Origin of the sequence: Acinetobacter sp. RUH 2624 (genome assembly GCF_000162375.2) — a bacterium.
In the GTDB taxonomy this organism is placed as follows: Bacteria; Pseudomonadota; Gammaproteobacteria; order Pseudomonadales; family Moraxellaceae; genus Acinetobacter; species Acinetobacter nosocomialis.
This window is the reverse complement of record NZ_KI391939.1, coordinates 979,065-991,243: the sequence shown is the minus strand read 5'-3', so window position 1 is coordinate 991,243 and position 12,179 is coordinate 979,065. Positions and strand designations below refer to the sequence as shown.

Below are 12,179 nucleotides of genomic sequence, written 5' to 3'. Positions count from 1 at the left end.
TTATAAAAATAATAACTTACAAGTGTATAAAAATATAAAATTCATCTATCTCAACATAAAAGTTAATTGACCATCTGCTTCAGAAAATTCAAAAGAATATAATTTCCCAAGCTCTGCCGACATTTTAAGTAAGTCATCTAAAGGTTGCTGCTCGGCTAAACAAGCCAATAGCTTAATCACCCCCCCATGAGTAACAACTAACGCATGCTGTAAATTATGTTTTTGCATATGCGTAAGCAAATCCTGCAAGCCTTTCAGAATCCTTTTTTGAAACTGGTTTAATGTTTCAGCGCGAGGTGGACAATATTGACTTGGTTTTTGCCAAAAGTTTGCAAGTAATTCAGGTGAAGTTTCATAAATTTGCTGAGTTGAGATACCTTCCCACTCCCCAAAATACATTTCTTTTAAGTCATGATTTATAAGTAAAGGGAGTTCTGCTGTTTTGGAAAGTTCCTCAGCAAAACAAGCACATCGTTTTAATGAGGAACTTACAATAATATCCCATGACTGGTCTGTGACTTGCTCAATGGTTGACTGCATTTGCTGCCAACCTTTTGCTGTTAACTCATCATCTAAATGCCCACGTAAAGTATGGCTATACTGACTTTCACCATGTCTGAGCAAATCGATCCTAAATTTACCCAATTTTATCCCCGCTTACAGCAGCTTGAGCAAAGGTAGCCATTTGGTTATGTAAGACACATGCCATTTTAACTAATGCCAAGGCAGTACCAGCCCCACTACCTTCGCCTAAACGCAAGTTCATCTTCAAAATCGGGTCAGCATTAAGTTCTTGTAAAATACGTAGGTGTCCATACTCAGCCGATTGATGACCAAATAACATCCAGTCACGTACTTTAGGGTTCATTCGTACCGCACATAAAGCGGCTACAGAACTAATAAAACCATCCACAATCACAGGTAAACCCACTTGCGCACAGCGAATATAAGCACCTGTAATTGCCGCAATTTCCAAACCACCTACAGCACATAGTGTTTTAAAGACATCACCAATGACATGTTTATGGTGAAGTTCAATTGCCTTTTCAATTACTTCAATTTTATGTCTTAACTGATCGGCACCAATTCCTGTACCAACTCCCGTTAATTGCTCAGCCGTATCATTTAGTAAAAGACAGGCTAACGCAGAAGCTGAACAGGTATTTCCAATACCCATTTCACCCGCAATATAAATATCTGCGCCATTCGCTTTAGCAGTATCTACACTTTTTTTCCCTAACTCTAAGGCAGCACGGCATTCGTCAGTACTCATTGCAGCTTGTTTGGCAAAATTTGCTGTGCCGGCACGAATACAGTGACGTTCAACACCTGCATATTGGTATGGTTCACCTACTGTGCCACAGTCAATGACTTGTAAATGGGCTTGATGATATTTAGCAATAACACTAATTGCCGCACCACCAGTTGTGAAGTTTTGCAACATTTGACGGGTAACAGCTTGAGGGTATGCAGAGATATTTTCTTCAACTACACCATGATCACCTGCAAAAATTGTAATCCAGGGATGGTTAACTTGTGGATGTGCATTTGACTGTAAACTAGCAAGTGTAATTGCAATCTGCTCTAAATCACCTAAGGCACCTGTAGGTTTGGTAAGCTGGAGTTGATGTTGCTCCGCTTGTTGTTTTGCGTCCAGATTAGGTTTCTGTACAGATTCTAACCACCAGTTCATTTTTATTTCTCACCTTTTAAAATCATTGGAAAACCCGCCACACAAAACACAACCTTATCTGCAATTTGCCCTAAGGCTTGATGTAGCCTTCCTGCTTCGTCGACAAAACGGCGGCTTATCTCACCGAGTGGCACAACGCCTAAACCCGTTTCATTACTTACTAAAATAATTTCTGACTGGAGTATAGGTAAAACTTTTAACAGCTGTTCACACTCAAATTGTTGAACGTTTTTGTCTTCTAAAAGTAACAAATTGGTTAGCCAAAGTGTTAAACAATCCACCAGAATAATTTGGTTAGGTCTATCAATTTCTTGCAGAGTTTTTGCTAAAAATAATGGTTCTTCAACCAAAGACCAGTGAGCAGGACGATGATTTTGATGATGGGCAATCCGGCTTTGCATTTCTGGATCTAGCGCTTGCGCCGTCGCCACATAAGTGACAGCTAATTGCATAGATATGGCCGTTTGTTCAGCCAGTCGGCTTTTACCAGAACGAGCACCACCTAAAATCAATTGCAACATGGCTCACCTAAAAACAAATGCTGATACGGATACAGCTGCCCTTGTAAAATTTGAGCCTCATAATAACCAAAGGTTAAATGCTCAACTTTAAGATCAAATTCAGCCTGATCGTATTGTACAGGTAATTGAGAAATTTTTTGTAAAATCAAATCACTACTATAGTCTTTTTTATACAAACCCAATGTAATGTGCGGATAGTAATCTAAAGCGGCAATTTCATTAGAAATTGAGCCTAATTTTTGACGTATGAAAGATAAGATATTTTCTTTATCCTGAATTTCTACAAATAAAGCACTACTAAAGCTATCAACCGAACCAATTTTTAATTGAAATGGTGCAATATCTTCTTTTCTTAAAATTTCCCTTTGCTGCACAAACTCACTAAAACAAAAGTCATCATCAACTTTAGTTTCATGAGTCAAGAAACCGCATATAAACAGCGTGACATGATATTGACGGTGATTAGGCTCTATTAGAAATTCTGAAAAATGCGCACGCAATTGATCTAGATAATGAACTAATTTCTGATCATTAATTTCTAGATACCATAAAGCGTAATTTTGACGCCCAAGGTGCCATTCGGGATAATCCCGCATAGACGTCGGCACCATGAGTGTGGAGGGTTTTAACAGCACAGTTTTAATTCAAAATCATTCAAATTTCGTATTAAAACATGTTTGCCTTTCAATTGTTGAGGTTAATTCATTAAGCACATTTAAACATATTAAGTGAGTGTAGTTTTGGCATTGTTCAACTTAATGTCCAAAGGTTGTTTACCTTGTTCAGAAAATAAATATTGAATAAGTTGAACCAACTCAACTTCAAGCTGTCTTCTTTGATTTGTATTCAATTCTAAATTCTGAATTTGCTGTTGCAGATGTTCAACTGCTTTAGTCTCTTCAATTTCTAAAAATTGAATCGCATAGGCATAACCTAAAGCAGCACCTTTTAATAAATTTTTATAAGGTAAATCATGACGAATATTCACTGCAATTGATGCTATAACACGTTCATTGTGATTGAGTTTGCGTAGTGGATCTCTAGCTACGCGTTGACAAGGATCTTTAAATGCATATTCACATGAGTCTAGAAAACTTTGTGACATTCGATCCAGATCTTTTGCATAGTTAGGTAATACAATTGCAAGTCCCTGCTTCACTTCTGCAATTAAGTTTTCTGCAAATGCTTTAACTGAATGATCACCCATGGCAACACCAATAGATTCATAACCCATTAAAGATGCATACCAAGCAAGCATCGCATGTACACCATTCCATAAACGGTTTTTAATGAGTTGAATGTCAGTAATTTGGTCAACCAACACCACCTGACGCAACTTTTCAAGCAAAGGGCTGCCTTTTTCTACATAAATTGGCATATCTGTTTCACTATGGAACAAGATTAAATCCATGCTTTGTAAGATATGTCCCGGCTGAAAATTACGGCGCATATTATCAACATAGATAGAAGCCTGATTTTGCTGATCTTGAGTCAGTTTATTACAGTCTTCAATTTCGATTTGGTCTTCTTGTTCAACATCTTCTAAATGCTGTTCAAGAAAATTATGCTTAATACGAAGTTGACGATATAAATTCTGATTAGAAAGTTTTGAAACCATACGATTAACTACGGTATCGCAAAAATAATGCTCTTTTAAAATATGCTCGGTGACATCTTCATCGTTAGTTAACTCGAGTAGAGCTTCTTTAAGATGCTTCATCACCAAATATTTCGCACCCACCTTATTTAAAATAATTAGAAAGGTTAACGGTTCTATACATGTTTCAAGTTGTGAATTAAAACGTGCATATAACCCTTTTGCGATTATCTGTGCTTCAGTTTCAATTGCTTGCTCGGGCAAACATAATGCAATCAAACTTGAATGAGTGTACATCTCTAACATTTGTTGTTCATTATCAGAGTCAACAATGGTCATATTCTCAATACGTTCATCATAAGAAAATTGCCCATAGCGAATACTATAGGTACCAAACGCATTTACAGCTTCGCGGAAAAGACTATTTCGTGTTGACGCAATAATACGTTTTGGTTTCGTATAACCATCCCAATGCGACAAGATCTGTGCTATATAACCACCACCAATAGCACCGAAACCATGTATTCCAACAGTAAGCTGATTCAGACTTTGCGGAAAAGGTTCCTGTATCTCTGGCATATCCATAACAGGAATAAATTGGTCGAGATCAGTTAAAAAATCATACATCTGGTCATAATAAAAATGCGCTTTTTCCAGCATTTCATCATTAGGTTCTTTAATATCTTTTAATAAAATTGTTAAACCTTTTGAGGTGTGAGCCGAGGTTAAACCATTTTCTGAATCTTCAAACATTAAACATTGGTTGGCGTCTAAATGAAGTTGACTAGCCGCTTTGAGAAAAATTTCTGGATGTGGCTTCCCTTGTTCTACTTCATCTCCACAAGTAATGACATCAAAAAATTTATAAACATTCGCATTAATTAAATATTCTTCGGCAATTGCTCTACGGCTTGATGTAGCCACAGCCATTCTTAGACCCGATTTTCTTAAACGCTCTAGAACTTGAACCAGACCTTTTTTAATAGGCACACCGTGTTTTCGAATATGTTCTAGTTCCATCTCATCGGCACGTTTTCGAATTTCCTTATATGGAACATCTACTCCGTATAAACGTTGTGCAAGCTTTTCCGCCGTTGTCGCGCTTAACCCCAAACATTGCATTAAATATTCGTGTGAAAACTCCTGTCCAATGAGTTCTTGAGATGCCTGTTGCAATGTTTGAAACCGTAACCGTTCAGTATCAAACATTGTCCCATCCATATCAAAGATAGCTCCATGAACAGGTTTTCCATGAAAAATAAGCACGTTTTTACCTCTTTTTTTGATCATGTTTTATTCAGGGTATACAAAAAATTGCTTAAAAAGGCAGGATGATAATAAATGAAACATTAGTGGTTATTTTTTAATCATAAATATAAGAAATCTGTTACTGAGAAGAGTTAAATACTCAAAAAGGTTGAACAATATAGATAATTCTGAAACTGAGTTTAAGTACAAAGGTAGCAAGCCTTCCTCGCTTGCTACCTTTGCTTCTTCTTTTTATGCGCTGATCATGTTTGTTTTTCTTAGGTCCATTTACTGCTAACAAACCTGCATTTTTTATTATGTCTTGCAGGTCTACCAATACCAGAAACTCATATAATTTTTGTTATTTTCTGGCAGAACCAAACAATACATAATAATGATAATCATTTTCATTTAGTGTGTCAACTTGCTATGCCCTTTTTTTAATCAATCAAGTACATCTACAAATTGCGCCGTTAATATGTGTGCCAAGTCTTTAGGATTTAAACCAATATCTAATCCTCTTTTACCACCACTTACATAAATTTTGCTTAACTCTTGTGCAGAGGCATCAATCACTGTCTTTAAGCGTTTCTTTTGACCTAATGGACTAATTCCACCCACTAAGTACCCTGTCAAACGTTCGGCATCTTTGGGATTTGCCATCTGCAATTTTTTACACCCAAATGCTGTAGCTACCTTTTTCAAATTGAGTTGATAGTTAACTGGTATGACCGCAACAAAATAATTTTTCTCATCGGTAACAAGAAGTGTTTTAAATACCTCGTTTACATCAAGGTTTAACTTTTCTGCGGCTTCCAAACCAAAACTTTTAGCATTTGCGTCATGTTCGTACTCATGGATAGAAAATTCGATTTTGTTACTTTTTAACAATCTACATGCAGGAGTCATAGGATTTTAGATTTTAATGAAATGAGCTTGATTATATTTATTTTAAAAAAAGTTTAAAATTTACTTAGGCTATTTACATCCTTTACATGAAAAATCAAACGAACATCGAACAAAAAACAATCTAAACTTGATATTGGGTAGATGACTCCAATATATTTAGTTGAGATTTAAAGTCTGAACTGGCGAATTTATGAGTTACAAACACAATAATCTGATGGCAATGCGTCACCGTTTTTGGGATGAGGCTTCAGATCATGTATTAAATGAAAAGCAATTTTTACAGCAGACCTTAATCGAACAAGGCATTTTTAATAATGCGACTTTTGATGATGTTAAGTACTTTTTCTATACACTGCCTAGCATCGTTATTGTAAAGGCTCATGCACTTGGTTTTATGCATGATTCCGTCAAGCAAATGGTTATTCAGCATATTCAAGCTAATCGTATGCACTTAATGCAAAAGGCTGAATTGAAAATTCAGTTTAAAATGTAATTTGCCGGTTATTATCTGATACGGCGTTTTATAGTAGTTTATTTTTTCTGAATGGCGGATATTTTGATTTTCTTATTAATGCTTAGGCTATTTTTAGAAAATTAAAATCCCAAATGAGACTTTCAACTCACCATTCAGTCTGAGGGAACTATTTTAATACGTTCAAAACATGTAATATTCGTTACAATTTTAGATCACCAGCGTTTGGCTGCATGATGCGCATAGGATTCTATTTTCATGTCAAATCAGAACGATAAGCTTAAGAGTTTAAAAACTTCTTCCATGGATCGACGCTTATCAATCGCGAAAGCTTCTTTACTGGCAGGAACACGTTGGGCTACTGCAAGTGCCTCTTCCCTCTTTTCTAGTGAAGAAGAAAAAGAGAAGAAACGTAAAAAGGCAATGAGCGAACAAGCTAATTATCTTGTCTCTGAAATTGGCAAACTTAAAGGTTCTATTGTCAAGATTGGCCAAATGATGGCGCTTTATGGTGAACATTTTTTACCAGAAGAAATTACTCAAGCTTTAAATACCCTAAATAACCAGACCGTTGCTTTAGACTGGCCAGCAATTAAACCTCATTTACAAGAACAGCTAGGTTCCAAGTTAAATGATTTAACAATTGATCATGAGCCTATCGGTACGGCTTCTCTGGCACAAGTTCATCGCGCAACACGTAAATCAGACGGTTTAGAGTTAGTTTTAAAAATTCAATACCCTGGTGTTGCGAATGCAATTGACTCGGATATGAGCCTGTTTAAAAACATGCTTAAGCTTACACGTATGGTTCCTCAAACTCGTGAGTTTGATCAATGGTTTGATGAAGTACGTGAAATGATGCATCGTGAAGTCAATTATCACGTAGAGGCAGCCACAACACGTCGCTTTGCTGAGCGTTTAAAGGATGATGAGCGCTATATCGTCCCTACAATTGTAGATGAATACTGTACCGATCAAGTCTTATGCATGACCTTTGAACGTGGCGTGCCAATTAATAGTCCAGTCATGCTTTCCCTTCCTCAAGAACGACGTAATCAGCTCGGTGAAGCTTCACTAGAGATTGCAGTTCGTGAGATTTTTGAATGGGGTGAAATGCAAACTGATCCTAACTTTGGTAATTACCTTGTTCGTTTAGGTAATGGCCAAGATATTCAGGATAAAATTGTACTACTAGACTTTGGTGCGATCCGTCAGTTCGATGAACATTTACTCTCAGTTGCGCGTAATCTTATACAAGCGGGTTATCAGCATGATAAACATGCGATGGTCCAAGCAATGACTGGATATGAGTTTTTCGATGCAATGCCTGAAAGTATTAAACCCGGCATGGCCGATGTCTTTTTACTTGCGACAGAAGCATTCAGTACCCCTGCAAATAATCCAGATATGCCAGTGGGCCTAATGGATGAACATGAACGTTATGACTGGAAAAAGAGCCAGTTACATAGTCGTGTTATGCAGCAAGCAAGCAAATCAATGGCGTCTCGATATTTCTCGGTTCCTCCAAAAGAATTTATGTTTATTAGCCGTAAGTTTATTGGCGCATATACATTTATGACTGTGATTGATGCCAAAACCAATGTACGACGTATGATTCGTAATTTTGCTTAATATTATTAAGACTAGAATGATTCCGTGTCATTCTAGTCAATCCAAACAAAATAGTTCTTTTAAAAAAAATTTTTTCTTTTATAAAATCAATAAAATGTATTAAAACTTATTTTGCTTTTACCATTTATCTGCTCATTTTTTGAATGTCAGCAACGACATAGTTTTTTCTTATACAGCGTGTCAGCATAAAACAATAACAATGTGTTAGGACACCACAATCATGACAAATATGATCAATAAAGCCCAAGGGTTGGGTTTATCGCTGATCACGAAATTAGCTGGAAGCGATGTACTTGATCAACTCAAACTACGTAAATTTCTTGAAAAGTCTCTTTATCAAGGTTCAAAAGCTGGATTTAGAGCATTAAGTCAGACTCAGAAAGCATTTAAACCTAAGCAAATCCCCCAACAGCGTCTACCTCAACAGAAGAAAAACCTATTTGACTTAAGCCTCACTGAAGAACAACAAATGACTTCAGATGCAATGTCTCAATTTGCTCAAGAAGTTTTATTAGGATTAGCTCATGATGCTGATCAGGCAGGTCAATTTCCAGAAAGCCTTTGGCAATATGTAGAAGATTTAGGACTAAATTATTATGCTCTTCCAGAAGCACTAGGTGGTGTCGCCGCTGAACAAAATATTGTAAGTAACCTATTGATTGCTGAAAAACTAGCTGAAGGTGATTTTAGTCTTACAGCAGGACTTTTGAGTACGTTTAGCGTTATTAATGCTATTACACGTTGGGGTTCTACTGAAGTTCAGTCAATGTATTTACCTTGCTTTGCAGAAGACTCAGACATTACCGCCACTTTCGCTGTACAAGAAGCTACTCCGGCATTTAACCCATATATCTTAAAAACAAAAGCTTCTCTTGAAAATAATCAATATTTTATAGAAGGTGAAAAAACCTTAGTCATTTTAGGTGATTTAGCTGATGTGTTCTTGGTGAGTGCAGATTTTAATGGCAAGCCGGATGTGTTTGTAGTACAAGCGGGCGATACCATTTCCATTAAAAGTACCCCAGCTATGGGTCTCAAAGCAACAGAGACAGCTACTTTAAAATTCAGCCATACACCTGCTCTACGATTAGGCACAACAGATTTTGATTACACCGCCTTTCTAGATTTAGGCAATCTTATGTGGTGTGCAATGGCTGTAGGAACATGTGAAGCGGTAAAAGCCTATTGTATTAAATATGCCAATGAGCGAACTGCTTTCGGAGAACCAATTTCACATCGTCAAAGTGTCGCATTCATGATTGCAGATATGGCAATTGAAATTGATGCTATGCGCATGCTGATTCTAAATGCCGCAAGCCTTGCCGAAGCAGGTAAGCCATTCCACCGTGAAGCATATTTAGCTCGTATTCTTTGCGCAGAAAAATCAATGAAAATAGGAACAGATGGCGTACAAATTTTAGGTGGTCATGGTTTCACAAAAGAACACCCTGTTGAACGTTGGTATCGTGATTTACGTGCAACCGCAATTTTACATTCTGGCTTACATGCTTAAGATCAATCAGAGGATATTTTCATGAATTTACAAAATCCAAAAAAATTCAAAATGATGATTGATCAAGCACATGATGTTGCGATCAATGTATTACGCCCTATTTCCCGTAAATACGATAAAGCAGAACATGCTTATCCGAAAGAACTCGATATGCTCGCTTCACTCATTGATGGCATGAATGAAGGTGGTGAAGGAATTAATGCAGGTGCTGCCGGTGCAGGAAAACGTGGTGAATCTGATAATGAAGGTGTCCGTAACGGAACTAACATGTCAACAGCGTTAGGCATCATTGAAATGTGCTATGGCGATACTGGGCTATTACTCAGTATGCCACGTCAAGGTTTAGGAAACTCTGCAATTGCCGCGGTCGCAAATGATGAGCAACTAGAACGTTTTAAAGGAACATGGGCAGCTATGGCGATTACTGAACCAGGCTGTGGTTCTGACTCTGCTGCGATCCGTACTACGGCAACTAAAGATGGCAATGACTATATTTTAAATGGTGAAAAGATTTTCGTAACTTCTGGTGAACGTGCGGACTCGGTGGTCGTATGGGCTACACTTGACCGAAAACTTGGACGTGCAGCCATCAAATCATTTGTAGTGCCTAAAGGTACTCCCGGAATGAAAGTTGAACGACTTGAACATAAGTTAGGTATCAAAGCTTCTGATACAGCCGTTATTAGTTTTACTGACTGTCGTGTTCCGGCTGAAAACTTGCTTGGTAATCCTGAAATTGATGTTGCAAAAGGTTTTGCCGGTGTAATGGAAACTTTTGACAATACACGACCATTAGTTGCCGCAATGGCAATTGGCTGTGCCAAAGCTTCTTTAGAACGTATTAAAGAAATTTTTAAAGACCAATTAGATCCCAATTACTCGACTCCATATTTGCAAACTTCCAACCTTGCTGCGCAAATTTACCGAATGGAAGCCGAATGGGAAGCTGCACGGTTACTTATGTTGAAAGCCACATGGATGGCAGACAACAAAAAACCAAACTCCAAAGAAGCTTCCATCGCTAAAGCAAAAGCAGGTCGTGTAGGCAACGAAATCACTTTGAAGTGTGTCGAATTAGCAGCAAGTGTTGGCTATAACGAAGATGAACTACTTGAAAAGTGGGCACGTGATTCAAAAATTCTTGATATTTTTGAAGGTACTCAACAAATCCAGCAACTTATTATTGCTCGTCGTGAGCTTGGAAAATCTTCAAGTGAACTAAAATAAAGATATTGCAAGGGAGTTTTTTTACTTCCTTGCTTCTTAGCACTGTGACTTATTAGCAAAAATAAAACCCTCTAACCACATGACTAGAGGGTTTGGTATTTCAGGAATATATTTTTAATTATTCGGCTTGTGTTGTTTTTAATGACTTATCGACTACACCAAATTTTTTGAAGATTTTTGCACGACGTTTTGGTGAAATATTCGCTTTATTTAAATCACCTTTGTAGGGATCAAATACGCGCTTATCCATCATTTTAAACCATAATGAAGGAATTAATGCTGGTAGCAACATACTTGCATAACCACTTGGTAGCTCGGGTGCTTCATCAAAATGACGTAATGCTTGGAATGGACGAGTTGGATAAGCATGATGATCTGAGTGACGCTGTAACTGATATAAGAATAAGTTGGTCACTACATTGTTATTATTCCAGCTATGCTCTGGCATTGTACGTTCATATTGACCATTTTCTTTTTTCTGGCGCAATAAGCCATAATGTTCAATATAGTTAATAATTTCGAAGAGACTAATCCCGTAAAATGCTTGTGTTGCTAAATAAGGAATCGTACCTTTACCAAAAATTCCTACCATAGAAGCATGGAAAGCAGCACTCATACCCCAGCCTTGCAGTAATTCGTTATCGAGTGACCAAAACTCTTTACCTTTACGTTTTAAACGATTTTTCTCAATTTCAATTGCAGACTTAAAAGAACCAACAACTGTACGTGGCCAAAACTCATAGAATGTTTCACCCATACGTGAAGATGCCGGATCTTCAGGCGTAGCTGCACGCTTATGATGGCCATATGGATGCTCAATACGGAAATGGTTATAACCAGTAGGTACTAAAGCAAGATGAGATAAAATATGGTCGATACGATCATGTTTATGGCTTAGTTCATGGGCTGTATTAATTGCAATACCATTAATGGCACCCATCGAAATACCAAGCAAAATTTTGTCAATAAATGAAGTATCTTTACGGCTTGTTAAATAACATGCATAAATATTTGCCGCATATTGCAATGGAATAAAGCTTTTCACTAAACGCGAATAATATGGATCTTTCTCAAGAAGTTTAATTTCTTCATCAGTTGGATTACGCGCATCTTTACCAATAATTGTATCAATTGCAGGAATCACAACATGTAATAAAAGTGGACCACCTAAAGCAAATACTTTCTTTAATGGGCGTGGACCAAAATGGTATCCGGCTAAAATACCTAAACCAATTACAGGTAGAGCCGGACTAATCATCCATAAATAGCGCTTACGATCTATCTCACGCATAGACGCTGGCACTGGCATAAGTTCTTGCTGAACATTCACTGGTGCATTCATAGTCATATTTCCTTTTTCTATATAT

General features: G+C 37.3%; 11 protein-coding genes. 4 read left to right on the top strand and 7 right to left on the bottom strand.

Features of this window, described 5'->3' with window-relative positions; translation table 11 throughout:
• Positions 1–45: 45 nt before the first annotated feature.
• The 6 genes from HMPREF0014_RS11385 to ybaK form a co-directional block, all read right to left on the bottom strand.
• Positions 46–645: a histidine phosphatase family protein gene (locus tag HMPREF0014_RS11385; RefSeq protein WP_006581552.1), complete on the bottom strand. Its 600-nt coding sequence runs from the start codon at positions 643–645 to the stop codon at positions 46–48.
• Positions 638–1,693: a nicotinate-nucleotide--dimethylbenzimidazole phosphoribosyltransferase gene (gene cobT, locus HMPREF0014_RS11380; protein WP_004709021.1), complete on the bottom strand. Its 1,056-nt coding sequence runs from the start codon at positions 1,691–1,693 to the stop codon at positions 638–640. The genes HMPREF0014_RS11385 and cobT overlap by 8 nt, the downstream gene beginning before the upstream one ends.
• 2 nt (positions 1,694–1,695) lie before the next feature.
• Positions 1,696–2,214, bottom strand: coding sequence for a bifunctional adenosylcobinamide kinase/adenosylcobinamide-phosphate guanylyltransferase (gene cobU / locus HMPREF0014_RS11375; protein WP_004709022.1), 519 nt, complete (start codon positions 2,212–2,214; stop codon positions 1,696–1,698).
• Positions 2,202–2,825 (bottom strand): 2'-5' RNA ligase family protein, encoded by a 624-nt coding sequence (locus HMPREF0014_RS11370; protein WP_004887405.1) that lies wholly within the window; start codon positions 2,823–2,825, stop codon positions 2,202–2,204. Before HMPREF0014_RS11370 ends, cobU begins: the two co-directional genes overlap by 13 nt.
• A gap of 113 nt (positions 2,826–2,938) precedes the next feature.
• Positions 2,939–5,077 carry an HAD family hydrolase gene (locus HMPREF0014_RS11365; RefSeq protein ID WP_004887408.1) on the bottom strand — a complete coding sequence of 713 codons (2,139 nt, stop codon included), beginning with the start codon at positions 5,075–5,077 and terminating at the stop codon, positions 2,939–2,941.
• A 426-nt stretch (positions 5,078–5,503) separates the two neighbouring features.
• Positions 5,504–5,968 (bottom strand): Cys-tRNA(Pro) deacylase, encoded by a 465-nt coding sequence (gene ybaK / locus HMPREF0014_RS11360; protein WP_004887410.1) that lies wholly within the window; start codon positions 5,966–5,968, stop codon positions 5,504–5,506.
• 190 nt (positions 5,969–6,158) lie between these two features.
• Between ybaK and HMPREF0014_RS11355 the strand changes: the two genes are divergently transcribed.
• The 4 genes from HMPREF0014_RS11355 (at position 6,159) to HMPREF0014_RS11340 (ending at position 10,812) form a co-directional block, all read left to right on the top strand.
• On the top strand, positions 6,159–6,461 hold the full coding sequence (locus tag HMPREF0014_RS11355) for a hypothetical protein (RefSeq protein WP_004709029.1): 303 nt from the start codon (positions 6,159–6,161) through the stop codon (positions 6,459–6,461).
• Between the two features lie 237 nt (positions 6,462–6,698).
• Positions 6,699–8,072, top strand: coding sequence for an AarF/ABC1/UbiB kinase family protein (locus tag HMPREF0014_RS11350; protein ID WP_004887411.1), 1,374 nt, complete (start codon positions 6,699–6,701; stop codon positions 8,070–8,072).
• 229 nt (positions 8,073–8,301) lie between these two features.
• Positions 8,302–9,585 (top strand): acyl-CoA dehydrogenase family protein, encoded by a 1,284-nt coding sequence (locus tag HMPREF0014_RS11345; RefSeq protein ID WP_171062028.1) that lies wholly within the window; start codon positions 8,302–8,304, stop codon positions 9,583–9,585.
• Between the two features lie 21 nt (positions 9,586–9,606).
• Entirely contained in the window at positions 9,607–10,812 is a 1,206-nt protein-coding gene (locus HMPREF0014_RS11340; protein WP_004887415.1) for an acyl-CoA dehydrogenase family protein, read from the top strand.
• A 118-nt stretch (positions 10,813–10,930) separates the two neighbouring features.
• On the opposite strand, the gene HMPREF0014_RS11335 is transcribed toward HMPREF0014_RS11340, so the two are convergent.
• Complete coding sequence (locus tag HMPREF0014_RS11335) at positions 10,931–12,154, bottom strand: alkane 1-monooxygenase (RefSeq protein ID WP_004887416.1); 1,224 nt, start codon at positions 12,152–12,154, stop codon at positions 10,931–10,933.
• Positions 12,155–12,179 lie beyond the last annotated feature (25 nt).

Coding starts and splice junctions, on each gene's coding strand:
- HMPREF0014_RS11340 (WP_004887415.1), top strand. CDS start 9,607: ATGAATTTACAAAATCCAAAAAAATTCAAAATGATGATTGATCAAGCA.
- cobT (WP_004709021.1), bottom strand. CDS start 1,693: ATGAACTGGTGGTTAGAATCTGTACAGAAACCTAATCTGGACGCAAAA.
- HMPREF0014_RS11335 (WP_004887416.1), bottom strand. CDS start 12,154: ATGAATGCACCAGTGAATGTTCAGCAAGAACTTATGCCAGTGCCAGCG.
- HMPREF0014_RS11355 (WP_004709029.1), top strand. CDS start 6,159: ATGAGTTACAAACACAATAATCTGATGGCAATGCGTCACCGTTTTTGG.
- HMPREF0014_RS11370 (WP_004887405.1), bottom strand. CDS start 2,825: ATGGTGCCGACGTCTATGCGGGATTATCCCGAATGGCACCTTGGGCGT.
- ybaK (WP_004887410.1), bottom strand. CDS start 5,968: ATGACTCCTGCATGTAGATTGTTAAAAAGTAACAAAATCGAATTTTCT.
- HMPREF0014_RS11350 (WP_004887411.1), top strand. CDS start 6,699: ATGTCAAATCAGAACGATAAGCTTAAGAGTTTAAAAACTTCTTCCATG.
- HMPREF0014_RS11345 (WP_171062028.1), top strand. CDS start 8,302: ATGATCAATAAAGCCCAAGGGTTGGGTTTATCGCTGATCACGAAATTA.
- cobU (WP_004709022.1), bottom strand. CDS start 2,214: ATGTTGCAATTGATTTTAGGTGGTGCTCGTTCTGGTAAAAGCCGACTG.